Below are 26023 nucleotides of genomic sequence, written 5' to 3' on the forward strand. Positions count from 1 at the left end.
CCTTATGAATGATCAATAAAATACAGCCAGTGAAATAAAGACCCCGCGATTTTCCCAATCACGATGGCCATTAACAGAATAATAATTTTACTTCTGAGCCCGATTCGTTTTGCTAAAATCGGCAGGACATTTAAAACCTCTGTAAGGGCAGCTGCGAGCATCCCGACAAACACACCTGCCAGCAGCCCGACCGGTACGGCAATCCATTTTGTTAAAAAAAGATGGTTCATATGAAGCGTCTCCCATCCCCCGAAAACAGCGCCAAGTATAACAGCTGCTTCATAGGCCTGAACGAATCTCATCGTTTTGGTGAGCTGCATCAGCCGCGGAATGATTCCCATTACGGTTAAAAAAGCAACGAAGCCAGCCCCCACCGTGATGCCTCCGCCGAGCCCGACAAAAATAATGAACAATGCACTAACGATCATGCAGGTCCTTTATTGTCTCTTGATTCTCATGCATGGACACATAGTGATCGAGATCAAGCTGATAGTTAAACATCTCAACCTCCAGCGGACTGGGCTCTTCATTAAGGCGCTTTTTAAAGATGTGGTTAAAAAAAACGATCATCCCCAGTCCCAAACCGATGCTGTATGGGATTTGAAGCAAGTATGGATAGTCATTCCTCTCTCCGGTTATGATTTCATATAGTGCGATATGAACATCTCTCATGCTTACATCCTCATGAAAGTTCATGATGGCAAGACACGATCCGGTAAACAGAAGCAGCCAGACACCGATAAACAGAACCGTTGACATTTTCCGTTTGCGATATTGAATTTCGACAATGGTTTCTGCTCCGCCAACTGTTTGAACATCAAGTGCCGGATCTTGTAAATGAATGGCTTTAAGGACTTGTATGATATCCAGAATTACGATATTTTTATCTTTTTCGCTCACCTGATAAAGCGGCATAGCCGAAAGTTTCTTTTTCAACTGAATCTGTCCTTCAATTTGCGCTGCATCTCCAACCGTGATGATATCTCCCGGATGGGCCAGCACCCTGTGGCGAAGTCGGATAAATATACGTCGTTCCATTATTGATCACCATCTTTCGGTGGTTATATATGTAGTATGTGGTTCGATTTTGTTCTCATTCATCCGCTCGAAAAGACCATAAATTACCACGCTTTTACACACAAAAAAGCCAGCCTGCATGGCAGACTAGCTATCCGGATGGTCCATTTGAACCTTGATCTGTTTTAATATTTTCTTTTCAAGTCTGGAAACCTGAACTTGAGAGATCCCAAGCCGCTCAGCCACCTCGGACTGCGTTTGGTCTTTATAATATCTGAGATAGACGATTAGTTTTTCCCTTTCTTCCAAATCTCTGATTGCTTCTTTCAATGCAATTTTGTCAAACCACTTTTCTTCAGAGTTGTCAGCGATTTGATCAAGCAGGGTGATTGGATCTCCGTCATTCTCATATACTGTTTCGTGAATCGAAGACGGCGCCCTTACCGCCTCTTGAGCGAGTACGACATCTTCAGCTTCAATCTCCAGATGCCCGGCGATCTCCTGCACTGTCGGCACTCTGCCCAGTGTTTTTGAAAGCTCATCTTTCGCGCGCCGGATTTTGTTTCCGAGTTCTTTTAATGACCTTGATACCTTTACCGTTCCGTCATCGCGGATAAAACGCTGAATTTCACCGATAATCATCGGAACTGCATACGTTGAAAAACGCACATCATAGGTTAAATCAAATTTGTCAACAGATTTTAACAGCCCAATGCAGCCGATCTGGAAAAGATCATCAGGCTCATATCCTCTGTTTAAAAACCGCTGTACGACAGACCAAACAAGACGCATGTTTTTTTCTATGAGGAGGTCTCTTGCCTGCTGGTCGCCATTTTGGCTTTGTTTGATTAATTCCTTTACTTCATGGTCCTTCAGCTGAGCGTTTTTGCCGTTTTTCTTAACCTCCACATCCATAACAAATCTCCTTAATTACAAAGCGCTTTGCTTTTTGATAAGTGCTTTGTTAAGCGAATCGTTGTCCCCATCTCAGGCGAGGAATCGATACTGACATCATCCATGAAATTTTCCATAATGGTAAAGCCCATTCCAGATCGCTCAAGTTCAGGCTTAGTCGTGAATAAAGGCTGGCGGGCTTCGTCAAGATCTGTAATGCCCATGCCTTCATCACGAATGGTCATATATACGACATGATCTTCCAGCGTCACTGAGATGTAAACTTTCCCGTCACAGTTCTCTTCATATCCATGGATAATGGCATTCGTTACAGCCTCTGACACGACTGTTTTGATTTCGGTCAGTTCGTCCATAGTCGGGTCTAGCTGGGCAATAAATGAAGCAACTGTCACACGAGCGAACGATTCATTCTGGCTGAGGGCAGAAAATTCAAGATGCATTTCATTTTTCATGATGCCACCCCCAGTGTCAGCAGCGCCTTCTGCTCAGATTGTTCAAATCTGATAATTTTAAACAGGCCCGACATATCAAACAGCCGCTTTACCGCAGGGGAGATAGCGCAAACGACCATTTCCCCGCCAGTTTGCTTAATTTGCTTGTATCTTCCTAAAATGACGCCAAGCCCCGAGCTGTCCATAAAGGAAAGGTCCTCCAAGTTCAGTACGATGTGGCAAATATCATCCTTCTCCAGTGATTGAGTCACTTTGTGTTTCAGGGTTTCAGCCGTATGGTGATCGAGTTCGCCTGTTAATCGAATACAAAGCACAGATTCTTTGACATGCATGTCAATTCCAAGGCTCATGCTCATTCCTCCTTGATATGATCGGATAATGAGTGTTTCGATTTCGACGGAATAAATTCCTTCACCGTGACAAAACTAGTGGTCATTCGGCATAATTACTTAAATTTTGTCCAGTCTCCCATCGTCCGCTTCAAGAATGTTAAGAAACCGGCTTTCTTCATATCTTCTTTAGCAGCAACAGGACTTTCAGCAAGCACTTCTCCATCCTTTTTCAGAACGAGTGTGCCAAGCTCCTGGCCTTTTTGAATCGGAGCACTTACATTGTCATTCATTTTGATTTCTTTTTTCACATTTTTCATATCCTCGCCTTTTTTCGTCAATATTGAAATCGGCTCAGAAGTAGTGAGTTCGATAAATGTTTGTTTTCCTTTTTTGACCTTTACTTTTGCTACTATTTCATTTCGTTTATATAAAGGATGTGTTTCGTATTGACTAAAAGCGAAATCAAGCATCTTTGTGACTTGCGCGTTTCTTTCTTTAGGTGTACTCGCCCCGAACACAACCGCAATGGCCCGCATGTTTCCTTTTTTAGCCGAAGCTGTCAGACAATATTTCGCCTCTCCTGTATAGCCCGTTTTCACGCCGTCTACACCATGGTAAAATTTAATAAGCCGATTCGTGTTGACGAGCCAAAACTTTTTATCTGTATTTTCCCGCAGGTAATCCTCATACGTGCCTGTAAATTTCGTGATTGATTCGTATTTCAATAATTCCTTAGCCATGATTGCCATGTCATAAGCAGAGCTGTAATGGCCCTCCTCGGTCAGTCCGGTCGGGTTTTTAAAAGATGTGTTTTTCAAGCCCAGCTCTTTTGCTTTTTTGTTCATCTTGTTTACAAATTCTTCTTCAGAGCCGGAAATAAATTCAGCCATCGCTACGGAAGCGTCATTTCCCGAAGCGATTGCGATGCCTTTCAGCATTTCTTTGACAGTCATTTCCTCACCGGGCTCGAGGAAAATTTGTGATCCGCCCATTGAAGCCGCATGCTCACTTGTCCGGACCTTATCATTCATTTTGATTTTGCCTTCATCTAAAGCTTCCATAATTAAAAGCATCGTCATAATTTTCGTCATGCTTGCGGGAGCCAGTCTCTCATTGCTGTTCTTGTTGTAAAGCACTTTTCCCGTGTCACGTTCTATCAGCACCGCAGACTTCGCTTCATGAGCAAGCTCCGATGTGCCTTTTCCGTCTTGTTTTGCAAATGCAGACGGTGCAAATGTAAGCAGCATGATACCAATCAACAAAGTGGATAAAAGACGTTTCATCTCAAAAGCCCTCCATTTCATAATCTTTTTTATTTTTTCCAAGCGGGATGGTTTTATACGCCACTGATGGAAAATGTTTCGTATCTTTTTTGGGCATAAAAAAAGACAGCTGCGTCATATCAGACACAGCTGTCTTTTGATCTTACTATTGTTTTATTCGTATTGAGCGACAACTGCTTTTACGAGCTGCAAGAATCCTGCTTTTACTTTTTCCGTCACTTCCATTACTTCAGCATGACTTAAAGGCTGATCCAGAATTCCGGCTGCCGCGTTAGAGATGCAGGAAATGCCAAGGACACGCATTCCGGCATGATTAGCCACAATAACTTCCGGAACAGTGGACATGCCGACTGCGTCAGAGCCCATTGTTCTTAAGAAACGGACTTCTGCCGGTGTTTCGTAAGAAGGTCCTGTCACAGCGGTATACACGCCTTTTTGGATCGGAATGTTAAGGTTTTTCGCAACCTTTTCAGCCAAGCCGGATAGATCTTTGTCATAGGCTGAAGACATATCTGGAAATCTGGCGCCGAAATCGGCTTCGTTTGGCCCGATTAACGGATTTGTTCCCATAAAATTGATATGATCGGTAATGATCATTAAGTCTCCCGCACGGAATTCAGTGTTGACGCCGCCAGCGGCGTTTGTCACGATCAATGCTTCCACGCCGAGCGCTTTCATCACACGTACAGGGAAAGTGACTTTCTCCATTGAATAGCCTTCATAAAAATGAAAACGGCCCTGCATCGCAATGACGGAAACTCCTTCAAGGGTGCCAAGCACAAGCTGGCCGGCATGTCCTTCAACAGTAGATACCGGGAATTCTGGTATGTCTTCATATTTCAGTTTGACCGGATTTTCGATTTCGTCTGCCAAAATACCAAGACCAGATCCTAAAATAAGGCCGATCTTTGGAGATTCCGGCAGTTTTTGCTTAATAAAAGCGGCTGCGCGTTCGATTCTGTCTTTCAAGAAACAGTCCCCCTATTGTAATGAAGATAAAAAGCTTTTTCCGTATTTCGGTTTATTCGCTTGGAAATTATCAGCGATCGTCGCGCCGATATCAGCAAATGTATCTGCAAGCGGCAGCATTTGCACGTTCTTATGTTTTTTGCTGTAAGCGAGAATCGGCACATACTCGCGTGTATGGTCGGTTCCGTGATGAACCGGATCGTTGCCGTGGTCGGCTGTAATGATTAACAAATCGTCTTCTTTCATTTTCTCAAATACTTCCGGAAGCCGCGCATCAAATTCTTCAAGCGCGCGTCCGTAGCCTTCCGGATCGCGGCGGTGTCCGAATAAGGCGTCAAAATCAACAAGGTTCGCAAAGCTCAAACCTGTAAAGTCTTCTCCCAGCGTGTCGATCACCTTGTCCATTCCATCCATATTGGAAACTGTTCTCCGTGAAGAAGTAATGCCTTCTCCGTCATAGATATCAGAGATTTTTCCGATTGAGATCACATCTAAGCCGCTGTCTTTCAATTCGTTCATGACAGTGCGGTCAAACGGCTTAAGCGCATAGTCATGACGGTTTGGTGTCCGTTTGAATTGTCCCGGCTCTCCGACGAACGGCCGTGCGATAATGCGGCCTACCATATACTTCGGATCAAGCGTCAGCTCTCGCGCCGTTTCACAAATACGGTACAGCTCCTCAAGCGGCACAACCTCTTCGTGAGCGGCAATTTGCAGAACAGAGTCAGCAGATGTGTATACAATTAAAGCCCCTGTCTCCATGTGCTCTTGGCCAAGTTCATCCAAAATCGCTGTGCCGGAAGCCGGCTTGTTTCCAATAATTTTGCGTCCAGATCTCTTTTCCAGCTCTTGAAGCAGTTCATCAGGAAAACCTTCCGGGAACACTTTAAACGGTTTATCAATATACAAGCCCATGATCTCCCAATGGCCGGTCATGGTATCTTTACCGTTAGACGCTTCTTGCATTTTTCCATAATACGCAAGCGGATGTTCTGTTTTTTCCACACCTTTGATATCTCCGATGAGACCAAGGCCGAGTTTTGCCATATTCGGCATATGTAATCCATTCATATGCTCGGCAATATGCCCGAGCGTATTGGCGCCTTCGTCATTAAAGTCAGCGGCGTCCGGCGCTTCGCCGATTCCGACTGAGTCCATCACAATTAAAAACACACGATTATATTTGTATGCAGGCATCTTGAAAGCCTCCTTTTTTTCTATACGTCTATTGTATCGCTAAGAGGTCTGACAACTCAAGTATAAACCGTTTTCATTCCCGTTGACAATGAATTCGGAAATAATGAGAAACTTCAATATTTTCTGTCGCGCTAAACAAAAAAGCCGCAGCCCCCCTGCGGCTAGGCGCGCGGATGAAACTGCTTGTACACATCCTTCAGCCTTGTTTTCGTCACATGCGTATAAATTTGCGTCGTGGATATATCCGCATGGCCGAGCATTTCCTGCACCGCTCTAAGATCAGCCCCGTTCTCAAGCAGATGCGTCGCAAAGGAATGCCTGAGTGTATGCGGGGTCAGCTCTTTTTTGATTCCGGCTTCAAGGGCGATTTTCTTTAGGTTTTTCCAAAACCCCTGACGGCTGATTTGCTTGCCGTGATGATTTAAAAAGAGGGCGTCAGACACTTTGTTTTTCAGTAGTTTCCCCCTGGCTTTCGTCATATATTCCTCAATGGCGGAAGCGGCAGCTTCACCGATTGGCACAATCCGTTCTTTTCTTCCTTTCCCGAAGCAGCGGACAAAACCCATGGATAGATGAACATCTGCCGTTTTCAATTCTATCATTTCACTGACTCGTATGCCTGTTGCATAAAGCAGCTCCAGCATCGCTTTATCCCGATAGCCGAAAGGGCTCGTCAGTTTAGGCGTGTCCAATAATCGCTCGACCTCATTAAGCGCGAGCACCTTCGGAAGCGCCCGTTCGGTCTTTTGTGTTTCGATATGAACGGAAGGATCCTTGTCCGTCACCTTTTCCCTGAGCAGAAATTGGTGAAAAGAGCGAATGGATGCCAAATGCCTCGCTGATGTCTTGCCGGATTTCCCCGAGTCCTTCAAATGCTTTAAATATTGGATAATATGTATGCGGGTTACGTGATTCCAATCTGTAACATGAAGGGTTTCTGTTACATAGAGAGAATAGCTTTTCAGGTCCCGTTCATAGGATACCACCGTGTTTTGTGAAAGCCCTCTCTCTACCATGACGTAGTGGATGAAATCCTTTATTTGATCTTTCACTCTAGATCTACTCCCCGTTTTGGTAAAAAAAGATCAACCGGTCGAACCATCCGCCTTTTTCATCCTGATCCATTTCAACAACTTTTACAGCGGAGCCTTCCGGTTTATCGTACCGATGATAGTTTTCATATTCTTGATTCACCCATATCATAGCATAATAGAACAGAGCGGTAAAACCGGTAAACAGGATGAAAACTTTCAATGCATCGAGAGCTGTTTTCAGGAATCTTCCCATGTCTTAATCGATCCTTTCCCTATGGTTCCAGTTATTTAAACCATATGCCAAATCAGAAAGGTTTTATACATAGAAACAGCAAAAAACCCTTTCCCCGTGAGAAAAGGTTCGCGCTCGGCATCGTCTATTCAGTTTCTGTTCCGTTACAGCGGTGGCAAATGCCGTGAAACGTCAATCTATGATCTTTAATCTTAAATTTCCAATCACGTTCAATGATTTCTTCCACGTCTTCAAGCAAATCTTCTTCAATTTCATCAACGGCTCCGCACTCCATACACACCAAGTGATGATGAAAGTGAGCTGCGCCCTCTTTCCGTAGGTCGTAACGGGACACGCCGTCTCCAAAGTTAATTTTATCAACGACTTTTAATTCAGTTAATAATTCAAGCGTACGGTATACTGTTGCGAGACCGATCTCAGGAGATTTCTCTTTTACGAGGAGGTATACGTCTTCTGCGCTTAAATGGTCTTCTTCGTTTTCAAGCAGCACTCTTACTGTCGCTTCACGCTGAGGCGTAAGTTTGTAGCTGGATGAGTGCAGTTGTTTCTTAATTCGATCAATACGGTTTTCCATGTCTTTCCCTCCTACGCCGCATTCCATGACTCATTATAACAAAATACGCGCAGAGTTCCAACTATAATTATTATAAACTGATAAATAAAATGTTTTTCTTTTAATAATCATTTTAAAAAAGTCTCAATGTAAGCTTTTCCATTAACACAGGAGATAAATATGCTTCAAAGAGAGATGAGATCAGTGCTAAAAACAGAATGACCAGAAGCACGAGGGCATATTGGCCGAACCACTGAATCGGCGCATCATGCAGGCTTCGTTTAACGAACAGCTGCCTGATTAACTTTAATGAAAACGCAATTGCACATGTGCCCATAATGAGATAAGCCGGAATTAGCAGTACATTTTGCGGCAAAACGGAGACAAAGGATAAGAAAAAACCGCTGATTCCCATCTGATTGACGAGAAATCCGACAGTAAAGCCGACAACAATTCCTTTCAGAAAGATCATGATGAAAATAATCGGCATCCCAATGACGGAAATCCCCAATATCCACATCAGCCCTAAATATTTTACATTATGAAAGATACTTTGCCCAAACATATCGGATGAACTTGCCTGTTTTCCATCCGAAAGCTGTCCGAAAAATTGGCTTAAATAGTAATATAAATCTTCTTTCTGGCTGATGGTCATGCTGTTGACAATAATCGCCCCAAAAATGACACCCATGAAAAACAGGACTGAGACAAATATATAAAGAGAGAGATGATCTTTGACATGTCTGAGAAAGATGTCCTTATAAGAAATTTTTCGCATTCCGTTTCCTCCCGCCCGCTCTAGTGATTTGATTTAATAGATTGTATGAAAGAAACGGAAAAACATGCCCTTTTTCAAAAAGGAACGCTAGGAGAAGAATGCTAGGCGGCTTTTTTGGGCACAAAAAAACCCTTATCATCAACTGATATATGATCATAAGGATTCTTGGGCTTTCTTGTATTCAACATCTCTTTTTTGCTTTTCGTCATTCTTTCATGTGTACTGAAGGATGGTGTGCTGCCTCTTGATAATAAGACGTCACGTCCGCCGTTTCTCAGCAAATGCTCCCGCTTCTTTTTCGCTCGGCTTTTTGCCATGCTAATCACTCCCTTATTGATTTTCATAGCAATTATAGCAAAAAAATGAACTCATGATGGAAAAAAAGCAGCACCTTGTATGCCAGGTGCTGCTTTACTTCATTTATTTCACTGCTGTAAGAGCTGCTCGCTCGACCGCAGCTGCTACCTCATGATGGACTTTTGAGTCAAGCGGCTGAGGAACCACATCGCCTTGCTTTGTGCAGGCTGCGATGGCCTCTGCTGCAGCGACAAGCATATCATGATTAATCTCCTTGCTTTTTGCGTTGAGCGCCCCTCTGAAAATACCCGGGAAGCCAAGCACATTATTAACAGAACGCCCGTCAGCTGCATATGCGGCGCCAGCCTGCAGCGCGGCCTCCGGCTCAATTTCCGGCTTCGGATTCGATAAAGCCAAAATCACCTGGCCAGAACGTACAAATGCTGGTTTAATTAACCCGGGAACTCCGGTTGTGGCAATGATAATATCGCATGTTTCCATGAGCTCCTCGATGCTGGCAGCTGCCTGTCCGCCATATTGTTCGAGACGGTTCATCGCTTCCTCAGATTTGTCTGTTCCGTATACAGCTTTTACGCCATAGGCCATAAACATCCGGCAGATAGCCACGCCTGCTGCGCCCAGACCGATTTGCCCCACCTTCGCTTCTTTCAGGTCAACACCCGCGCTCCTGCATGCCGAGATGGCAGCAGCCAGCGTCACAACAGCTGTACCGTGCTGATCATCGTGCATAACAGGGATGTTCAGCTCCTCTTTTAGGCGGTCCTCGATTTCGAAGCAATGCGGCGAGCCGATATCCTCAAGCAAGATGCCGTTAAAACCTGGTGAAATATGTTTTACTGTTTTGATGATCTCTTCAGGATCACTCGTATCAAGCAATATCGGTATGCCGCTGATACCCGCCAGCTGATCAAACAAAGCAGCCTTTCCTTCCATGACAGGCATGCCTGCCACAGAGCCGATATTCCCAAGACCGAGAATTGCCGTTCCATCCGTTACAATCGCGACAGAATTGCTGATTGTTGTATAAATAGAAGCTTTTTCGGGGTCTTTTTCGATCAGCCTGCACACGTCTGCAACACCTGGTGTATAGACACGCCCGAGCTCTGCCAGTGAGCGGATCGGCATTTTGCTTTTCATTTGGATTTTTCCGCCTTCATGTGCGGACAGGACTTCATCAGATACGGTGTGAAGCCTGATCCCTTCTCCCAGGCCCTGTACAGCCGCGATCACTTCCTGAAGCTGTTCTTCATTCTCCACTTGAACGGTAATATTCCGCATTGTGTAATTGGGTCCGACTTTTACTGTCTCCACTTCACCAATATCCCCGCCCAGAAGGCCGATTGCCGTCGCTACCCTTCCAAGATTTCCGGGAACCGAAGGCGTTTCAATCATCAGTGTCCGAATCATGTGTTTCGCTATCATTCAGTGATCCTCCCCAATTAGCCTAGTTTTTCGGCTTTAGCTGTATTGTTTTTCGTATACCATATAAATTTTCCTGTATAACCATAGATAATAGCAAGACCTATTGCAACAAAACTGAGCCACATAAACGGCAGATAGGCGAAGGTAGAAACCCCTAAAATACCAGCCATGTAAATACCGTTATCAGACCAAGGGACCATACCTGAAGTTAATGTCCCCCCCACCTCTGAGTTACGGGATAGCACCCTTCTGTCTAGATTCAATCGATCATAACTGTTTTCCATAATCTTCGGTGTCAAAATAAGAGATACATACATCGCACAGCCGAAGATGTTCGCTAAAAATGCTACAATCAGCGTAGATATAGTGACGTTGCCCGGTGATGTTAATTTCTTTTCAAACATAGAGACGATCACTTTTAAGACGCCAAGCTTTTCAAGCAGCCCGCCAAATCCGAGACCAAAGATAATGACGACAAGGGAACCGAGCATTCCGACGATGCCTCCGCGATTTAACAGGCCGTTCAAGAATTCAACATCTGTTTTAATAGAGAAGCCGTTGTAGGCAGTTGCAATCGCATCCGCTGGATTCATGCCTTGGAAAACAACAGCCCAGATAGCGCCAAGCAAAGCGCCAATTACGATAACCGGCATTGACGGCTTTTTCATCGCCAATAAGACGATGACGACAACAGCCGGGATCAGCATCCAAATATGAATGTCAAACGTATTTTGCAAAGAAGATTTCAAAAATTCAACTTTATCAAGATCAATATTTTTCCCGCCGTACATAAAACCGGTAATTGTAAAGAGGATTGCCGTAATCACATAAGCTGGCACAGATAAAAAGAGCATGGCTCTGACGTGGTCTAAGACGTCCACTTTCGCTAGTGAAGATGCGAGAACTGTGCTGTCTGAAAGAGGTGACAGCTTGTCCCCGAAATAAGCGCCTGAAAGAATAGCGCCCGCTACAAGAGGAAGCGGAAGTCCTAATCCTTCTCCAATTGCGATCATGGCAATACCGGCAGTCCCGACTGTTCCCCACGACGTACCTGTTGCTACAGACATAATGGAACAAATAATTAACGTTGCAAGTAAAAAGATACTAGGATGAATAAATTCTAAACCATAGTAAATCAGAGTCGGTACGATCCCTCCGGCGATCCATGTTCCAATAAGTGCTCCTACTGAAACAAGAATCAGAACAGCTTCAAGACCGTTTGATATACCATACAGAATGGCATTCTGCATATCTTTATAAGAATAACCGAGTCTGATACCGAGAATCATTGCGATAAACCAGGAAATGAAAAGCGCAAGCTGTATCGGCAAGTCTAAAAAGACTGTAAACGACATGACAAGTGCTAAAAATGATCCTAGAACAATAATTATTTCGAATAATGTTGGCAGTCTTACATCCTTCAAAAGAAGTCCCCCTTCATGTAAAAAGCTAAAACGCTTTCAATAAATAGTGCAATACACGTATACTATACTTCCTCATCCCTATGTTGTAAACAGCTTATTCATCCGATTATCCGGAGATGAATAAGCTGTATTTTGTTCAAATTTTATTTTTCTAATAGTTCTTTCCCTGCAATCCCTGGTTTTGTCATCTCATACGGGTTTAAAATAGTATCCAATTCTTCCTCTGTCAGCACATCATGCTGCAGGCAAAGATCACGGACTGATTGGCCTGTCATAATGGCTTCCCGGGCAATTCGGGCTGCCGCTTCATATCCAAGATGCGGATTGACTGCAGTGATCACACCTGCGCTTTTTTCCACGTACTGTTTCAAGCGTTTTTCATTGGCCTCGATGCCTTTTAAACAATTGTCAGTGAACGAACGGAAGCCGTTGTTCATGATGCTGATGGATTGAAGCAAATTAAAGACAAGCACGGGCTCCATCACGTTCAATTCAAGCTGGCCGGCTTCTGAAGCAAGGCAGATTGTATTATCGTTTCCGATGACCTGAAACGCAATTTGGTTGATCAGCTCTGCCATAACCGGATTGACTTTACCCGGCATAATGGATGACCCCGGCTGACGTGCAGGCAGAGAAATTTCCGCAAGTCCGGCGCGCGGGCCTGATGCCATTAAGCGAAGATCGTTTGCGATCTTAGACATGTTCATCATGCAGACCTTTAATGCTGCTGACACCTCTGTATAAGCATCCGTATTTTGTGTGGCATCAACAAGATGATCAGCGCCGACAAGAGGAAGCCCGCTAATATCAGCAAGATGCTTCACTACCTGTTTGATATATTCTGGATCTGCGTTCAGGCCTGTGCCGACAGCAGTTGCGCCCATGTTGACCTCATACAGGTGCTGGCGTGATTGCTTGATTCGTTTGATATCACGCTCCAGAACGCGGCTGTACGCTTCGAATTCCTGGCCGAGACGAATCGGAACAGCATCTTGAAGGTGTGTCCGCCCCATTTTAATAACAGAATCAAATTCCTGTGCTTTTTGTTTGAACACACTATGCATATCTTCCATTGTTTTCAACAGTTTTTCTAAAAGATTCAACGTGGAAATATGAATAGCAGTCGGGAACACATCGTTGGTTGACTGTGACATATTCACATGTGTGTTTGGGCTTAAATGGATATAATCGCCCTTTTTATGTCCCATAATTTCGAGCGCCCGGTTTCCGATCACCTCATTTGCATTCATATTCATAGAAGTTCCGGCACCGCCCTGAATCGGATCGACGATAAACTGATCGTGCCATCTGCCTTCCAGAATCTCGCCAGCGGCTTGTACGATAGCTTGGCCAATTCCTTCATACAGCCGTTTCACGTCCATATTGGCAAGAGCCGCAGCTTTTTTTACGATCGCCAGCGCGTTAATCATTTCTTCATGGATCTTGTATCCCGTAATCGGAAAGTTTTCAGAAGCACGGAGCGTCTGAATTCCGTAATAAACATCCGCTTCAATTTGTTTTTCCCCAAGGAAGTCTTTTTCCACACGGTATTCTTTTTGGCCGTTTAACATAATCTTTAACCTACTTTCTCTTTGGTGGTTATCGTTTTTGACCTTTTAGAGGACAACGTCATCAGCAATCGGCGTTTCCATAATTCTCTTGACGACAGCAAGATCCGAAGACTGGCCGAGTGCCCACATTAATTTTGGCACGATTGCTTCTGTGTTCATATTTCTGGATCGGATAATTAAATCTTGGTTGACTCTGCGGCCGACTTCGTAAATGCTCATGTCTTCGCCTTCTTCCAGACATTGAGTTGTGATGACGACGACGATTCCGCTTTCGATCAGCTCATTCACTTTCGACAAAATGTCTCTGCCTTCAAACGGCACGCCTCCGCTGCCGTAACTTTCAATGACGATTCCTTTGAAGATGCTTTTTAAGGCATCAAACATTTCAGGCTTTAAGCCCGGATGCAGCTTCAGCAGACATACATCTGTGCATAGTGAAGTATCAACTTTAAAGGTGTCGTTCTCAGGTTCCGTTACTTGTTTGTTGTATTCGATCCCGTCTTCATTGATAAAAGCGATATATGGGTAATTGATGCTTTCAAATGCGTCGTAGCTTTTCGTTCTTAATTTGATCGCACGTGTTCCTTGGATGACTCTGCCGTCAAACACAACATAAACGCCGCCCACACCTTCACAGGCAAAGCGAATGGCGTCTGTGATATTTTTTTTGGCGTCCGTTTTTTGAAACGTGATTGGAATCTGCGAGCCAGTGATCACAATCGGTTTATTGGCATGCTGCAGCATATACGATAATGCGGCAGATGTATAGGCCATTGTATCTGTACCGTGAGTAATAACAAACCCGTCATAGGCATCATAATTTTCCTTAACAGCTTGTGCTATTTCCACCCAGTATTCAGGCTGCATATTGGTGCTGTCTATATTCATAAGCGACTGAGTTTCCATCGTGTAATCGTTATCAAGTTTTGATACGTAACTTAATAATTCATCAGCCTTGACCCCGGGAGCCAGCCCATTTTCCCCTTCAACTGAAGCAATCGTTCCCCCAGTTGTCAACATCAATAATTTTTTCATACCATGCACCTCTTCACTGTATCTAAAGATGGGTTGCGAGAAGTATTCGCTTTTCGCATACTTTTAATGCCATTATAGACACGGAAAATAAAATACGCAAGACATTATTATTCAATTCGCGTACACTTCCTAATACCTATATGATATAATCAGCTCAAGGTGAAAAAGGAGCGAAAGTTCATGAATCTAGATCGTTTAACTGAATTGAGAAAAAAGAAAAATTGGTCGCTTCAATATACAGCTGACCTTCTGGGTATCGCAAAAAGCACATATGCCGGCTACGAATCAGGCTACCGGCGGCCTTCACTTGAGGCGCTTGCCATGCTGGCTGACCTCTTTGACACAACCTGCGATGAACTTTTGGGCCGCGAGAAACAAAAGCAAACTGCTCCTCAGACCATTGAGTTGACCACGTGGAGCAGCCTTGACTTGACTATTTCTGTTGATGACAAGCCGCTGAGTGAAGACGAAATCATCCAGCTGATCACCTTTATCCGGACGAAGAGAAAAGTACAGGAGGAAATGAGTTAATCTTTCACTCACGGTTTAATTTTACCGTAGGTTCCTCCTCCTCCGGCTTTTAATTCCAGCTTTCCGGATCTCGCTTTTACAATCAACGCCGCGGTTTTCGGCGGGACAACGCGAGCCAAATCTTCTTCTGCCGCCTCATGAAGAACAGCCATTTCTGTTCCGAAGGCTTTTTTTAGTTTGTCCAGCGTTTTCGGACCGACACCCGGAACAAATTGCAGCGGGATCTGATGAACATATCTTGGACGCGAGACGCGAACTTCAGTCTGATCACTCAATTCACGCAATCTTTCGCTAACTCCCTTTGTAAACTTGGCATTTCCGCAATTCGCGCACACCGTTTCCCCGCTCACAGCAGGTTCTCCGCATGCTTCGCAAGCTGTCTGATAATATTTTCCCAATAACGGATCCAAGCCATAATTTGCGGTAATTTTCCTGTCACCCTGCACCTTTAATGCAAGAGTAAATTCGATAAAATCAGCTGACTGCACATATAGTTCATTATATTCTCTGCCGATTTTCGCTAACGAATGCGCATCAGAATTTGTTAAAAAAGGATACTGATTCAATTCAGATACATGTGAAGCCATGTCTGTATCACAGCTTAATCCTAGTTCCACCGCATCTATCATAGAGGGATCAAAAACCTGGGTTAGGCTTGATGCAACCCCTTTTCCATATAAGCTTTTATGCGGTGTAAAGATATGGGCGGGGATAAACAGTCCGCCCAATTCCTTCACTTTTTTTTGCAGGTTCAAGCCCGTTTCATAAATCCGCTGTGAGCTTAAATGAATGTTTTTCAGCCGCGATGACAGCCAGTTTGAAAACCGCTTCATTTCAGCAAGCGTTGGCATAAACACGAGGACATGGATCGGCCCGCTGCAGGCTTCGTCATAAATCTCCAGCTCGCTTCCTAATAAAAGAGTCGTGCTGCGGTACCGAATCCCCCCGCCATCAAGCTCGCGATATGTTCCTGATGAAATGCCTTCTTCTAGCTCCAAAATGACTTCCGGAGAATGGCAGTCGATAATGCCAAGAAGTTCTATCCCTTTATGCTCACTGGCTTCTATCAAAATTCGGTCCAGCGTAAGTGTTTTGGCGCCTGTTATTTTGACAGCCCTTCCTGTAAAGGTCCGGCCGATATGAATGTGCAAATCCGCGTAAATCTTTTTCATTTTTGTGCTTGGAGCGCTTCTTTTAGCTGAAGATACTGAATCGCATAGGCTGTCTTAGCATCATATACTTCACGCGATTCAACCAGCTTCTGCGCATCTTCAAGCGTCACCTCCATCACTTCAACAAACTCGTCCTCATCAAGCTCCCGTTTTTCTTCGAGAACAGAAAGCTCTTCAGCAAGAAACACGTGAACGATTTCATCAGCAAAGCCGGGCGATGTATAAAACGCAGTGATTTTTGTCAGCTTTTTCGCTGTATAACCCGTTTCCTCTTCAAGCTCCCGAAGTGCCGTATACTCCGGCTCCTCCCCTTTTTCAAGCTTTCCGGCCGGAATTTCAACGATCGTCCGCTCAAGCGGCTTGCGGAATTGTTTGACCATAATGATTTTCCCTTCATCAGTAACAGCTAATATCGCTACAGCCCCAGGGTGTTTCACAATTTCACGTTTACTCGCTTTGCCGTTTGGCAGCTCCACGTCCTCCACATATAGATCAATGACTTTACCTGAAAAGATCTGTTCTTTAGCAATTGTTTTTTCTTCTAATGATTTCATTTCTTCATCTCCCGTTCTGTCTCTATATGATGCCCCATACATTTTATCATACTAGAGAAAAGGGGGGCTTCTTCGTGAAAGTGCATCGCATGCCAAAAGGTGTTGTCTTAGTCGGAAAAGCATGGGAGATTCGGGCGAAATTAAAGGAATACGGGCGCACATTCCAATATGTGAAAGATTGGGTCTCTAAGCCGTAAAAGTTGAAACTTTAGCTCCTTTATATTACGGTCAATACAAAGCTTTAAAAAAGGAGTGTGCACATGAGAAAGCGCAAACTGGGTACATCTGATTTAGAAATAAGCGAAGCCGGACTCGGCTGTATGTCTCTTGGTACTGAAAAAAACAAAGCTTTGTCTATCTTGGATGAAGCCATCGAGCTTGGCATCAACTATTTGGACACAGCGGATTTGTATGACCGCGGACGCAACGAAGAAATCGTCGGTGATGCGATCCAAAACAGACGCCAGGATATTATTTTGGCAACGAAAGCGGGAAACCGCTGGGATGACGACAGCGAAGGCTGGTATTGGGACCCATCAAAAGCTTACATAAAAGAAGCCGTGAAAAAGAGCCTTGCACGGCTGAAAACAGATTATATTGATCTCTATCAGCTTCACGGCGGCACGATAGAGGACAACATTGATGAAACGATCGAAGCGTTTGAAGAATTAAAGCAAGAAGGTGTCATCCGTTACTATGGCATTTCTTCCATTCGCCCGAATGTCATAAAAGAATATGTAAAAAAATCAAACATCATCAGTATTATGATGCAGTTCAGCCTGTTTGACAGACGCCCCGAGGAATGGCTTCCGCTTTTAGAGGAACATCAAATCAGCGTAGTCACCAGAGGTCCGGTTGCCAAAGGGCTCTTGACAGAAAAACCGCTTGAACAAGCAGCGGACAGCATCAAACAAAACGGGTACTTGTCTTATTCCTTTGAGGAATTGACAAATGCCCGCAAGGCAATAGAGGATGTTGCTTCCGATCTTTCCATGACAGAAAAGTCGCTGCAGTATCTGTTAGCACAGCCGGCTGTCGCTTCAGTGATTACAGGCGCGAGTAAGATTGAGCAGTTACGGGAAAACATTCACGCTGCAAACGCACGGCGTTTAAGCGAAGAGGAAGTCAAAGCGCTCCAATCTCATACGAAACAAGACGTTTACGAAGCTCACCGCTCATAACAGAAAACAAGCACCTGTACGGGTGCTTGTTCATATGGTTGACAAAATCCTAAAACGGTTTTCGTTTTAGGATTTTGTCATCTTTTCAGCGTGATTGAAAACCCTTGAAGTCTAGGAAGGACGAGCATTGGAGCAGACTTCCGCAGGATGCGGTGGCAGGGGCGTTTGAGCAGGACGCTCTAGCTTTTAGCCGCTGATCTTTTTTCACGTGAGCACCAATGCGCAGGACTGACAACGAATGCGAGGGTTTGTCGACACGCTGAAACCAGCACCTGTACGGGTGCTGGTTTTATTTATATTGATGCCAATCCATTTGGCTTTCATCAAGGAGCTCTTCAAAGCTTTTATTTTTTTCGATCTCTTTTTTCTTTCTGAGCTGTTCTGCTTTTTCTCTTTCCTGCCTCTTTTCGTCCTCTTCCTTCAACTGACTCTTCATCTCCATAAGCTTTGCTTTGATGTCGGTTTGAAGGCCGTCTTTTAATTGGTGTTTGTCAGCGGATTTTTGTTTTTTCATGTAGACTTCCCCCGTGTTTTGTTTTGAAGCCAGTTTATCACGGAGCATACAGACTGAACAAGCGGGCTCTCTTCTCAAAACTTTTTTGATCCGCGCAGAAGTGTTTAGGTATAATGATTTTAAGTGTAAATTTCCTGTATTTAGTTGAAAGGTGCTGTGACTCTTTTGAAGAAAATCCTTTTGGCCATTGGCGCTCTCTTAACCGCTGTTATCGGAATCGGAGTTGTTTTTTCGAATATCATTCTATTTATCAAGAAAAAGACAGATGAAGACATTATCAAAAGAGAGACAGACGACGGACATGATGTGTTTGAATCCTTTGAACGAATGGAGAAAACTGCTTTTGTGATACCATCGGCTTACGGATATGATATAAAAGGATACCATGTCGCTCCGCATGACACACCAAACACCATTATCATCTGCCACGGGGTGACGATGAATATATTGAATTCTCTTAAATATATGCATTTATTTCTCGATTTCGGCTGGAATGTAGTGGTTTATGACCATCGCCGTCACGGTCAAAGCGGCGGAAAGACGACTGGCTACGGGTTTTATGAAAAGGATGATCTCAGTGAGGTTGTTAATTGGGTCAAAAACAAAACAGGTCATCGCGGATTGATCGGCATTCACGGTGAATCAATGGGAGCTGCGACCGCCCTGCTTTATGCTGGTGAACACTGTGATGATGGGGCTGATTTTTATATTGCTGATTGTCCGTTCGCACGTTTTGATGAACAGCTTGCCTATCGGCTGAAAGCGGAATACAGGCTCCCGTCTTGGCCGCTGCTCCCCATCGCCGACTTCTTTTTGAAGCTGAGAGGCGGCTATCGGGCACGCGAAGTATCTCCGCTTGCTGTCATTGATCAAATCCAAAATCCGGTCCTCTTTATTCACAGTAAGGATGATGATTATATTCCGATTTCTTCAACCGAGCGGCTTTTTGAAAAGAAACCCGGACCGAAGGCACTGTATATTGCCGAGAACGGTGAACACGCCATGTCGTATACCAAAAACCGGGACACGTATCGAAAAACGGTGCAGACGTTTTTAAACAAAATGAAGGGTTCAACAACATGCTGAAATCTTAGGCCTTGCCTCGTTTTTTTCTTTTCCATAATAAAAAGCGAAAGGCCACTTCGGCTCTTTCGCTTTTCCATTTCATAAAACGTCGGTAATGCCATCCATATTTTCTCTGATCCATTCAATCGCAAGATCTATTGTTGTGAACTCTTGTGTTTCGAATGTCATTTCATCCTGCAATAGCCAAACATCTTTCTTGATAGACTCTGCTCCTCCAATTGACCAATGGAGCAAGGTATAGGGATGGTTTTGGTTTAGGAAGGATACCCACGTTTTATTCTGTGCTGTGTTCTTCATTGACTTCAGCTTTTGTTCCACGTTTTCGTGTCTCCCTACTTTACTAATATGCTCATTCTGGGGCTGAGCATTTCAGCCGGACTTTTCAGCGCCAGTGTTTTAGCTTTTTCATTGTAATCGATCGTCATTTGATCGTCAAAAAACACTTTTTGCGACGATTGGATATAAAGCGGGATGCCGTTCGTTTCCAGCTGCTCGCACTGTCCCGTTAATTCTTCTGCCAGCCAGATTGTCGGTACACCGCTTACCGCGCAGCCGCATCCTTCTGCATCGTAACGAAGCTGGGCTTTTTTCCTTGGGTTGGCGTCAAACGCCTGCTGCAGTGCTTGTTTTGCTGCATCTGTCACGTGTATGTTCATAAGGTGAGTCCCCCGTTTCCATCATTTTCGCTATTGTAGCATACAACGTTTCTATCCGCATTGTTTCCGCCTTCCTTCCACCGCTTCGCATTTTCTTCTGCAGCCTTAATCCAATCATCTTTCCCTTGTATGTACTGATTGATACTATCCGGATGTTGGGCCGCCAGTCGTTTTTTGAGATTGGCGTATTCGTTCGCTATTGCTGGATGAGCTCTGAGATAATCTCTCAATAGCAGATGCCTTTCAATAGCAGGGTTTCCCTTTTCGTACATATGGAGATGATGAGTGCGTTTATTACCGCCCTTTTGGAAGTAACGCCTGCCCGCTGCGCCATTTTCTCCTTTCGGTGTGTAGCCGATTGCCTTCATTTGTGTATCATATTGGCTCACAGCTTCAATTCTTCTTACTTCAATCAGAATATCAATGATTGGCTTTGCCGCCATGTTCGGGATCGATGTGCTTCCGATATGATGAACAGCGATGATCTCCGGTCCGAACACAAGCTTCAGCCGTTCTTTTTCTTCACTGAAAAGTTCCGCCCATTTTTCATTGTAGGGAACGACTTCAACTTTTCTTTTCGGATACAAATAAAAGACAGACAGCAAAAGACCCTCCGCCGCTTCGACAGTTTCTGCCTTTTGAAATCCCGCCTGTGTATAGAGCGACATGGCCGGTGTATTTTTCTCAGCTGTGACTACTTCGATTTTCTCAGCGTCTTTGTTTTGATCGATGACAAATTGCAGAAGTGCCCGTCCAATCCCTTTTCTGAAACCGCCGGGATGCACGACAAGCCTGCAAATGGTGAGATGATGCATGTTTTTCTCATATGAAATGACACCTATCAGTTTGCCGTCTTTCCGATATCCCGCAAACTGTTCATGGGATGCTTGAATATCCTTCGTCTTCTCTTGTAAGGCGGGGATACCGTCAAAACCGATAAGCTCCGCTTCTTTTATGTAGGCGGGCTGCTGTACGGCAATAATCTCACGCGCTGTGTTGTCTTTCTTATGTTGAAGAGATTCAATCATTTCTGTTCTCCTGAAAATAGCAGCTGTCTCTCGACCTTTGCAACGCGGACTGCATACGACGCGTACCAAACGCTCTTTCCTTTTTCTTTTGCCGCTTGATGTTCGGTGTGATGCTTCCAGCGATTAATGGCGTCCATACTGTCCCAATAGGACACCGTTATGCCCCTTCCATTCGCTTCACGAACGCTTTCGACGCCTAAAAATCCGGGCTGATCCGCCGCCAGCGATACCATCCGCTCTGCTGTTTCTCCATATCCTGTGTCACTTTCGCTTTTGACAGATGAAAAAATAACTGCATAGTAAGGAGGTTCAGGTGTTTTTGATAAAAAATCCATCATATTTCCCCCTCATATGTTTTTGACAAACAGGACCTTGTCTTGGCCCGGGCCATCGTAGTTTGCAAACACTGAGATGCCATTTAGCGTTTTGGTTCCTTTTTCAATGTCAAAGCCCAATTTTGTGTGATACGCGATTGATACCTTATTCACCGGTGAAGTGACGCACTTGACCCGGGTGCATCCTCTTTGTTTTACCATTTCAATAAAGACATCGTATAATTGTTTTCCAATTTGCATTTTTCTGAAATCAGGGTGCACACCGGAAAAATGGATGTATGCCGTTTCAGGATCCGATTGCGATTGAAACCCGATTAAAAACCCTGTCATGCTGTTATGTTCAGATGCAATAAAGCTTGTGTCCTGAAAATGCTCAAAAAATAGCCTCGGCAATTTTTCTTTCAGCGGTCGGCCGCCCCACCATTCATTCATTACAGACGTTACCATTTCATAATCTGAAGACGTGATTGTTCGAATATCCATTTACGATTTAATCTCCCTCCGTCTGGCAAAACGAATGTCAGCTCTTTTTTTTTCTACAATACAAAAATTATATTTTGCCTGACTGGAATTGTAAATGCCTTCTTTTCGGTATCATACGTTTCGGAGACTGCGGAGGGAACAATGTTTGATCATTTTACACATATTTCTCCCACAGTGCAGGAGGGAGAAACTTTACAGCACAATATCAAGCACCTGATCAAGTTTCAGCTTATAAAGCTGATCCTCGTCTCCTTTTACCCATACTGTTTTTTCAAACTCTTCATACCGGCAGATTTTCCCGGTGCAGCGGACAATTTCACCGTCCTGAAAGCAGCTGACAGTAATATCCTGAGCAAACTCCATCGCGGCGCAAAGCGTTTGATTCATTTCCTCCAGCTTATCGGGATCAAGGATCGGCTTTTGCAGCTTCTGTTTATGACGCTTTCTCTCAAGCAGGCTTTGTTTATGTTCCGGCAGAAACATCCTGCTCCCTTCCCACAGCAGGTTGCCTCTTTTTAAATGGTCGTTCATTTATAGTGCCCTCCTATTTTAGCCGCACGTTCAAATGCCTGGCCTGCCGCTGTCAGTGACGCCGCCCTGACGATGGCTGTGTCGCCGAACCGGTTTTTAATGCCGTCCATCACATAGCCAAGGCTCATTTTCTTTGCATCATCCTGAAATAAATTGAGCTGCCATATGTCATCAGATGAGAGCTGAGACAGATTGACCCCCAGGCGGCGGACAGGCTTCCCGTCCCAAAACGTAAGAAACAGCCGGCACACAGCCTCATATACATCCTGCGTGGAATTAGTAGGCTCCGCCAACTTCACTTGCCGGTTGAAGCCTGTCGGCCAATCAAAATCAGCCCCCCGGCAGCTTACTGACACCGTCTGTCCCATTGCCCCGGCGTTTCGGCTTCGCCTGCACACTTCTTCACTCAGCTCCAACAGCACGACTTTAATTTCTTTGTCAAAGTGTTCGTAGTCTCTCGGGAGCGTCATTCCATGGCCGATGGCCTTTTGCCCGTCCAGAGATGAAGTTGAAACAGGGGAATAGTCGATCCCGTTCGCCGTCATCCACAGCACGTGGCCGTTAATGCCCCATTTCTTTTTTAAAAGATCGAGCGGAAAAGCCGCGAGCCCGCCGATCGTGCTGATGCCCATTCGGTTTAAATGATGCCTCATGCGCCTCCCTACACCAAACATGCTGCCCACCGGGAGCGGCCACATTTCGATTTTCATACTTTCTTTCGTTAAGGTAAAAATACCGTTCTTATTCTTTTTGGCAAAATTGTCGCATGCGATTTTAGCCAGCGCTTTATTAGGGCCGATTCCGACACGCGCATAAACGCCGATCTCCCGCATAATTCTGCCCTGAATGCTTTTTGCGATCTCATCCGGCGTCCCAAACAGCTTCTGGCTGCCTGTAATGTCCATGAACTGTTCATCGATGGAATACGGCTCTACAAGATCTGTATATTCCTCTAAAATGGCCGTGATTTGCAGTGATACATCAATATACCGCTGCATACGAGGCCGGAGCACAACTGCTTCAGGGCACTTTTCCTGCGCCTCCCACAGCCGGGAAGCATTCGCGACCCCCTTTTGTTTCGCCAGCGGGCAGGCGGCCAATACGACTCCTCCCCTTCTTTCAGGGTCACCCGACACAATGACGGGCCTATTTTTCAAATGTGGATTTTCCGCTTTCTCTACAGATGCATAAAACGATTGCATGTCAACGAGAAAAATCACTTTTTCTTTCATCATACACACCTCTAAAAAGAACTTATGTTCGCTTTTTCTATTATATGCGAAAATATGTTCGATTTATACTGGTAAATGATTCTTGCCTGACAGAAAATATGATCCAAGGGTTTGAGAGAAGAAAAACATTTAGTAGAATAAAAGCGAGGCATAAAGATAGGAGAGTCATAATGGAGAAATTTGTCGAGAAAATGCTGGGACAGGCACTGCGTCAATACGGCCGAAATGTTGCCGTAGATCCGTTAAGCCCGTATGAAAAACAAAGCCTGAAAGCAGCCTTGGAAGAGAGACGGAATGAAGAACCCGATGAAGATTTGCATGCGCATATAGAAGATATCATTTATGACTATGTCACCAACCAAGGACTGTTCTCTTAAACATTGGCCAAAAGAAACAGAGACGCACAGCGCCCCGAATCGGACTGTGAGTTCTTTCAGCCGCTAATGCGGCTTTCCTTTGTAAACACCGCCATGAAAACAAACAAAAGTCTTTGTCATTATGCAGAAAGGCTTGTAAAAAAGCAAAGCCTGAGTCATACCCAGTGCCGCCTGTTCTGCCGGTCCATGCAGCGCTCCGTCAGCTTGAATCAGCGGATGATCGCCTTTTATATTCAAACAGACACCATCTGCTTCCACGGTCTGCCGAATCGCTTTGAAATGCACGGCATTCCAGCATCAATCACATCAAATAATATGCTTTCACCAATCATAAAAACATCGGATATATTATCATTTTACTCCCGAACGCCTCAACCTCAATTTCAACGATGTAACCTCCGCCAGCGACGTGCATCATCCTCAGGTAAGATATGTTTCACATTCATATCAACAATAAAATATTTTGAATTTCCCATTGGATAAGGAAATTTTTTCATATATGATAGAAAAAAATCCTACATACAGGAGAGAATACGATTCATGAAGAAATGGAAAGATATCCACCCCATCAGCTGGACAATTATAATCGGAACTATTTTCGGCAGGATGGCAACATCAATGAGCATACCTTTTTTAGTGATTTATTTAACAGCCGTCCAAGGCACATCAGCTTCCTATGCAGGGCTGGTTATCGCTGCAAGCTCATCAGTCGGCATCCTCGCAAGCTTTTACGGCGGATATATCTCGGACAAATTCGGCAGAAAAAACATGATGCTAGTGTCCATTTTCGGCTGGATGCTGGTATTTGCAGGATTTGCGGCGGCATCTCATCTCTGGGTGTTTTTTGTGGTAAACGCATTAAACGGCCTTTGCAAATCACTATTTGAACCTGCTTCAAAGGCTTTGCTGTCTGATATGACAGAAGAAAAAACGAGACTGCTTGTTTTTAATTTACGCTATGCAGCTATAAATATCGGCGTTGTCTTCGGACCGATACTAGGCCTGTATTTCGGCTCATCGCAATCGACCGCACCCTTTTTGGCGCCCGCAGTCATTTACGGACTATACGGACTCGTGCTTGTTATCCAATTTAAAAAGCATCCATCCTTATCAGGATCAGGCCAATCCCGAAATATGAGCGTGCGGGAAGCATTTATGGTGACGCAAAAGGATCTTCTTTTTACAATTGCTCTGGTCGGCATTACGCTATGCACCTTCGGCTACTCACAATTCAGTTCCACATTTCCGCAGTATATGGCGCAGAACCCCTTGTTTGGCAATGGAACGAAACTGTACGGGCTGATGCTGACATTAAACGCAATCGTTGTGCTGGCAACGCAATTTCCCATCGTCCATTTTGCAAAACGTTTTTCGCCGCTTTGCTCCTTGATGCTCGGTAATGTGATGGTGAGTATCAGCATGGCTATTTTCACCGTATCACACGGTGTTTCATCCCTTGTGCTGATTGTGGTCACATTTACAATCGGCGAAGTGCTTTTATTCTCTATGATGGATTTGTTTGTAGACCAAATTGCAAAACCCGGGTTAAAAGGCACTTATTTCGGGGCCATCGGTTTTTCACAGCTCGGAAACGTCATCGGCCCTTGGATCGGGGGTATATGTATAGACCTATTTGGCGCTGGCCGGCCGATTTTTATTTTTTCTGTTCTGAGCGGGATCACCCTGCTCGGCCTGCCATTTTTGGTGTTCGCCTATCGGCAGATGAAAACGGGAATGACAAAACACCGGCCAGGGCTGGAAAAGCCGCTTTAAATTAAAAAACGGGAGAG

Annotated in this window: 33 protein-coding genes and 1 pseudogene; 6 read left to right on the top strand and 28 right to left on the bottom strand. The window is 44.6% G+C overall.

All coding sequences use genetic code 11. The annotated features are described in order from the left end of the window. Window positions 1-2 precede the first annotated feature (2 nt). The 17 genes from spoVAB to ansA all read right to left on the bottom strand — a co-directional run bounded on the left by spoVAB (window position 3) and on the right by ansA (window position 14553). On the bottom strand, window positions 3-428 hold the full coding sequence (gene spoVAB / locus V6D44_RS12185) for a stage V sporulation protein SpoVAB (RefSeq protein WP_087990599.1): 426 nt from the start codon (window positions 426-428) through the stop codon (window positions 3-5). Continuing rightward, on the bottom strand, window positions 418-1038 hold the full coding sequence (spoVAA, locus tag V6D44_RS12190) for a stage V sporulation protein SpoVAA (protein WP_087990600.1): 621 nt from the start codon (window positions 1036-1038) through the stop codon (window positions 418-420). The genes spoVAB and spoVAA overlap by 11 nt, the downstream gene beginning before the upstream one ends. A 126-nt stretch (window positions 1039-1164) precedes the next feature. After that, entirely contained in the window at window positions 1165-1932 is a 768-nt protein-coding gene (gene sigF / locus V6D44_RS12195; protein ID WP_087990601.1) for an RNA polymerase sporulation sigma factor SigF, read from the bottom strand. 11 nt (window positions 1933-1943) lie between these two features. Further along, entirely contained in the window at window positions 1944-2384 is a 441-nt protein-coding gene (gene spoIIAB / locus V6D44_RS12200) for an anti-sigma F factor (protein WP_087990602.1), read from the bottom strand. Next, entirely contained in the window at window positions 2381-2734 is a 354-nt protein-coding gene (gene spoIIAA, locus V6D44_RS12205) for an anti-sigma F factor antagonist (protein WP_087990603.1), read from the bottom strand. Before spoIIAA ends, spoIIAB begins: the two co-directional genes overlap by 4 nt. A 95-nt stretch (window positions 2735-2829) precedes the next feature. Continuing rightward, a complete protein-coding gene (gene dacF, locus V6D44_RS12210) occupies window positions 2830-3999 on the bottom strand; it encodes a D-alanyl-D-alanine carboxypeptidase DacF (RefSeq protein WP_202327324.1) in 1170 nt (389 codons plus the stop codon). Between the two features lie 153 nt (window positions 4000-4152). Continuing rightward, the gene (locus V6D44_RS12215) at window positions 4153-4968 is read right to left on the bottom strand and encodes a purine-nucleoside phosphorylase (RefSeq protein WP_087990605.1); all 816 of its coding nucleotides are present in this window, start codon (window positions 4966-4968) and stop codon (window positions 4153-4155) included. 12 nt (window positions 4969-4980) lie between these two features. Further along, complete coding sequence (gene deoB / locus V6D44_RS12220; RefSeq protein WP_202327317.1) at window positions 4981-6165, bottom strand: phosphopentomutase; 1185 nt, start codon at window positions 6163-6165, stop codon at window positions 4981-4983. Between the two features lie 161 nt (window positions 6166-6326). Then, the gene (gene xerD / locus V6D44_RS12225; protein WP_087990607.1) at window positions 6327-7217 is read right to left on the bottom strand and encodes a site-specific tyrosine recombinase XerD; all 891 of its coding nucleotides are present in this window, start codon (window positions 7215-7217) and stop codon (window positions 6327-6329) included. Between the two features lie 7 nt (window positions 7218-7224). Continuing rightward, a complete protein-coding gene (locus V6D44_RS12230) occupies window positions 7225-7452 on the bottom strand; it encodes a YqzK family protein (RefSeq protein ID WP_003223970.1) in 228 nt (75 codons plus the stop codon). A 124-nt stretch (window positions 7453-7576) separates the two neighbouring features. Next, window positions 7577-8026: a ferric iron uptake transcriptional regulator gene (gene fur / locus V6D44_RS12235; RefSeq protein WP_010328189.1), complete on the bottom strand. Its 450-nt coding sequence runs from the start codon at window positions 8024-8026 to the stop codon at window positions 7577-7579. Between the two features lie 112 nt (window positions 8027-8138). Continuing rightward, a complete protein-coding gene (gene spoIIM, locus V6D44_RS12240; protein ID WP_202327315.1) occupies window positions 8139-8783 on the bottom strand; it encodes a stage II sporulation protein M in 645 nt (214 codons plus the stop codon). Between the two features lie 101 nt (window positions 8784-8884). After that, window positions 8885-9100: a hypothetical protein gene (locus V6D44_RS12245; protein ID WP_087990609.1), complete on the bottom strand. Its 216-nt coding sequence runs from the start codon at window positions 9098-9100 to the stop codon at window positions 8885-8887. A gap of 103 nt (window positions 9101-9203) precedes the next feature. After that, complete coding sequence (locus V6D44_RS12250; protein WP_087990610.1) at window positions 9204-10523, bottom strand: NAD-dependent malic enzyme; 1320 nt, start codon at window positions 10521-10523, stop codon at window positions 9204-9206. 17 nt (window positions 10524-10540) lie between these two features. Next, a complete protein-coding gene (gene mleN, locus V6D44_RS12255) occupies window positions 10541-11947 on the bottom strand; it encodes a malate-H+/Na+-lactate antiporter MleN (RefSeq protein WP_087990611.1) in 1407 nt (468 codons plus the stop codon). Between the two features lie 143 nt (window positions 11948-12090). Continuing rightward, entirely contained in the window at window positions 12091-13518 is a 1428-nt protein-coding gene (aspA, locus tag V6D44_RS12260; RefSeq protein ID WP_087990612.1) for an aspartate ammonia-lyase, read from the bottom strand. 45 nt (window positions 13519-13563) lie between these two features. After that, window positions 13564-14553, bottom strand: a complete 990-nt coding sequence (ansA, locus tag V6D44_RS12265) for an asparaginase (protein ID WP_202327305.1) — start codon at window positions 14551-14553, stop codon at window positions 13564-13566. Between the two features lie 180 nt (window positions 14554-14733). On the opposite strand from ansA, the gene ansR reads away from it, so the two are divergent. Continuing rightward, window positions 14734-15084, top strand: coding sequence for an HTH-type transcriptional regulator AnsR (gene ansR, locus V6D44_RS12270; protein ID WP_202327303.1), 351 nt, complete (start codon window positions 14734-14736; stop codon window positions 15082-15084). An 8-nt stretch (window positions 15085-15092) separates the two neighbouring features. On the opposite strand, the gene V6D44_RS12275 is transcribed toward ansR, so the two are convergent. Beyond that, window positions 15093-16256 (bottom strand): TIGR00375 family protein, encoded by a 1164-nt coding sequence (locus V6D44_RS12275; RefSeq protein ID WP_202327301.1) that lies wholly within the window; start codon window positions 16254-16256, stop codon window positions 15093-15095. Then, on the bottom strand, window positions 16253-16810 hold the full coding sequence (gene nudF / locus V6D44_RS12280) for an ADP-ribose pyrophosphatase (RefSeq protein ID WP_202327300.1): 558 nt from the start codon (window positions 16808-16810) through the stop codon (window positions 16253-16255). The genes V6D44_RS12275 and nudF overlap by 4 nt, the downstream gene beginning before the upstream one ends. A gap of 74 nt (window positions 16811-16884) precedes the next feature. Here nudF and mciZ point away from each other — a divergent pair, with 74 nt between their 5' ends. Next, window positions 16885-17007, top strand: a complete 123-nt coding sequence (gene mciZ, locus V6D44_RS12285) for a Z-ring formation inhibitor MciZ (RefSeq protein WP_014114281.1) — start codon at window positions 16885-16887, stop codon at window positions 17005-17007. A 63-nt stretch (window positions 17008-17070) separates the two neighbouring features. Then, the gene (locus tag V6D44_RS12290; RefSeq protein ID WP_087990617.1) at window positions 17071-17991 is read left to right on the top strand and encodes an aldo/keto reductase; all 921 of its coding nucleotides are present in this window, start codon (window positions 17071-17073) and stop codon (window positions 17989-17991) included. A gap of 289 nt (window positions 17992-18280) precedes the next feature. Here the strand turns inward: V6D44_RS12290 and V6D44_RS12295 are convergent, their stop codons facing one another. Further along, a complete protein-coding gene (locus V6D44_RS12295; RefSeq protein ID WP_087990810.1) occupies window positions 18281-18505 on the bottom strand; it encodes a YqkE family protein in 225 nt (74 codons plus the stop codon). 165 nt (window positions 18506-18670) lie between these two features. Here V6D44_RS12295 and V6D44_RS12300 point away from each other — a divergent pair, with 165 nt between their 5' ends. Beyond that, entirely contained in the window at window positions 18671-19591 is a 921-nt protein-coding gene (locus V6D44_RS12300; protein WP_087990618.1) for an alpha/beta hydrolase, read from the top strand. A 78-nt stretch (window positions 19592-19669) separates the two neighbouring features. Here V6D44_RS12300 and V6D44_RS12305 read toward each other — a convergent pair whose 3' ends face one another. The 7 genes and pseudogenes from V6D44_RS12305 to V6D44_RS12335 form a co-directional block, all read right to left on the bottom strand. After that, window positions 19670-19909, bottom strand: coding sequence for a YqkC family protein (locus V6D44_RS12305; protein WP_003236767.1), 240 nt, complete (start codon window positions 19907-19909; stop codon window positions 19670-19672). Between the two features lie 14 nt (window positions 19910-19923). Next, the gene (locus V6D44_RS12310) at window positions 19924-20247 is read right to left on the bottom strand and encodes an iron-sulfur cluster biosynthesis family protein (protein ID WP_087990619.1); all 324 of its coding nucleotides are present in this window, start codon (window positions 20245-20247) and stop codon (window positions 19924-19926) included. Next, entirely contained in the window at window positions 20244-21275 is a 1032-nt protein-coding gene (locus V6D44_RS12315) for a bifunctional GNAT family N-acetyltransferase/GrpB family protein (protein WP_087990620.1), read from the bottom strand. Before V6D44_RS12315 ends, V6D44_RS12310 begins: the two co-directional genes overlap by 4 nt. Continuing rightward, window positions 21268-21613: pseudogene (locus V6D44_RS12320) on the bottom strand (antibiotic biosynthesis monooxygenase family protein). Before V6D44_RS12320 ends, V6D44_RS12315 begins: the two are co-directional and overlap by 8 nt. Window positions 21614-21622: 9 nt before the next feature. Beyond that, window positions 21623-22093, bottom strand: a complete 471-nt coding sequence (locus V6D44_RS12325; RefSeq protein ID WP_087990621.1) for a GNAT family N-acetyltransferase — start codon at window positions 22091-22093, stop codon at window positions 21623-21625. 192 nt (window positions 22094-22285) lie between these two features. Continuing rightward, window positions 22286-22624 (bottom strand): YolD-like family protein, encoded by a 339-nt coding sequence (locus tag V6D44_RS12330; protein WP_087990622.1) that lies wholly within the window; start codon window positions 22622-22624, stop codon window positions 22286-22288. Further along, entirely contained in the window at window positions 22621-23859 is a 1239-nt protein-coding gene (locus tag V6D44_RS12335; protein WP_087990623.1) for a DNA polymerase IV, read from the bottom strand. Before V6D44_RS12335 ends, V6D44_RS12330 begins: the two co-directional genes overlap by 4 nt. 167 nt (window positions 23860-24026) lie before the next feature. Between V6D44_RS12335 and V6D44_RS12340 the strand changes: the two genes are divergently transcribed. Further along, complete coding sequence (locus V6D44_RS12340) at window positions 24027-24233, top strand: YqzH family protein (RefSeq protein ID WP_148961969.1); 207 nt, start codon at window positions 24027-24029, stop codon at window positions 24231-24233. A gap of 63 nt (window positions 24234-24296) precedes the next feature. On the opposite strand, the gene V6D44_RS12345 is transcribed toward V6D44_RS12340, so the two are convergent. Then, window positions 24297-24470: a hypothetical protein gene (locus V6D44_RS12345; RefSeq protein WP_202327287.1), complete on the bottom strand. Its 174-nt coding sequence runs from the start codon at window positions 24468-24470 to the stop codon at window positions 24297-24299. A 303-nt stretch (window positions 24471-24773) separates the two neighbouring features. Between V6D44_RS12345 and V6D44_RS12350 the strand changes: the two genes are divergently transcribed. After that, window positions 24774-26006 carry an MDR family MFS transporter gene (locus V6D44_RS12350; RefSeq protein ID WP_253268409.1) on the top strand — a complete coding sequence of 411 codons (1233 nt, stop codon included), beginning with the start codon at window positions 24774-24776 and terminating at the stop codon, window positions 26004-26006. Window positions 26007-26023: the final 17 nt, after the last annotated feature.

Source organism: Bacillus sp. 0209A (genome assembly GCF_036765095.1).
GTDB classification, from domain to species: Bacteria; Bacillota; Bacilli; order Bacillales; family Bacillaceae; genus Bacillus; species Bacillus subtilis_G.

Coding starts and splice junctions, on each gene's coding strand:
- spoIIAB (WP_087990602.1), bottom strand. CDS start 2,384: ATGAAAAATGAAATGCATCTTGAATTTTCTGCCCTCAGCCAGAATGAA.
- V6D44_RS12275 (WP_202327301.1), bottom strand. CDS start 16,256: ATGAAAAAGATTTACGCGGATTTGCACATTCATATCGGCCGGACCTTT.
- V6D44_RS12350 (WP_253268409.1), top strand. CDS start 24,774: ATGAAGAAATGGAAAGATATCCACCCCATCAGCTGGACAATTATAATC.
- spoVAB (WP_087990599.1), bottom strand. CDS start 428: ATGATCGTTAGTGCATTGTTCATTATTTTTGTCGGGCTCGGCGGAGGC.
- V6D44_RS12230 (WP_003223970.1), bottom strand. CDS start 7,452: ATGGGAAGATTCCTGAAAACAGCTCTCGATGCATTGAAAGTTTTCATC.
- dacF (WP_202327324.1), bottom strand. CDS start 3,999: ATGAAACGTCTTTTATCCACTTTGTTGATTGGTATCATGCTGCTTACA.
- V6D44_RS12325 (WP_087990621.1), bottom strand. CDS start 22,093: ATGGATATTCGAACAATCACGTCTTCAGATTATGAAATGGTAACGTCT.
- V6D44_RS12340 (WP_148961969.1), top strand. CDS start 24,027: ATGGAGAAATTTGTCGAGAAAATGCTGGGACAGGCACTGCGTCAATAC.
- fur (WP_010328189.1), bottom strand. CDS start 8,026: ATGGAAAACCGTATTGATCGAATTAAGAAACAACTGCACTCATCCAGC.
- V6D44_RS12310 (WP_087990619.1), bottom strand. CDS start 20,247: ATGAACATACACGTGACAGATGCAGCAAAACAAGCACTGCAGCAGGCG.
- V6D44_RS12330 (WP_087990622.1), bottom strand. CDS start 22,624: ATGAACGACCATTTAAAAAGAGGCAACCTGCTGTGGGAAGGGAGCAGG.
- V6D44_RS12335 (WP_087990623.1), bottom strand. CDS start 23,859: ATGATGAAAGAAAAAGTGATTTTTCTCGTTGACATGCAATCGTTTTAT.
- aspA (WP_087990612.1), bottom strand. CDS start 13,518: ATGTTAAACGGCCAAAAAGAATACCGTGTGGAAAAAGACTTCCTTGGG.
- V6D44_RS12245 (WP_087990609.1), bottom strand. CDS start 9,100: ATGGCAAAAAGCCGAGCGAAAAAGAAGCGGGAGCATTTGCTGAGAAAC.
- V6D44_RS12290 (WP_087990617.1), top strand. CDS start 17,071: ATGAGAAAGCGCAAACTGGGTACATCTGATTTAGAAATAAGCGAAGCC.
- ansR (WP_202327303.1), top strand. CDS start 14,734: ATGAATCTAGATCGTTTAACTGAATTGAGAAAAAAGAAAAATTGGTCG.
- sigF (WP_087990601.1), bottom strand. CDS start 1,932: ATGGATGTGGAGGTTAAGAAAAACGGCAAAAACGCTCAGCTGAAGGAC.
- spoVAA (WP_087990600.1), bottom strand. CDS start 1,038: ATGGAACGACGTATATTTATCCGACTTCGCCACAGGGTGCTGGCCCAT.
- spoIIAA (WP_087990603.1), bottom strand. CDS start 2,734: ATGAGCCTTGGAATTGACATGCATGTCAAAGAATCTGTGCTTTGTATT.
- V6D44_RS12295 (WP_087990810.1), bottom strand. CDS start 18,505: ATGAAAAAACAAAAATCCGCTGACAAACACCAATTAAAAGACGGCCTT.
- V6D44_RS12250 (WP_087990610.1), bottom strand. CDS start 10,523: ATGATAGCGAAACACATGATTCGGACACTGATGATTGAAACGCCTTCG.
- ansA (WP_202327305.1), bottom strand. CDS start 14,553: ATGAAAAAATTATTGATGTTGACAACTGGGGGAACGATTGCTTCAGTT.
- V6D44_RS12315 (WP_087990620.1), bottom strand. CDS start 21,275: ATGATTGAATCTCTTCAACATAAGAAAGACAACACAGCGCGTGAGATT.
- deoB (WP_202327317.1), bottom strand. CDS start 6,165: ATGCCTGCATACAAATATAATCGTGTGTTTTTAATTGTGATGGACTCA.
- nudF (WP_202327300.1), bottom strand. CDS start 16,810: ATGAAATCATTAGAAGAAAAAACAATTGCTAAAGAACAGATCTTTTCA.
- spoIIM (WP_202327315.1), bottom strand. CDS start 8,783: ATGCGAAAAATTTCTTATAAGGACATCTTTCTCAGACATGTCAAAGAT.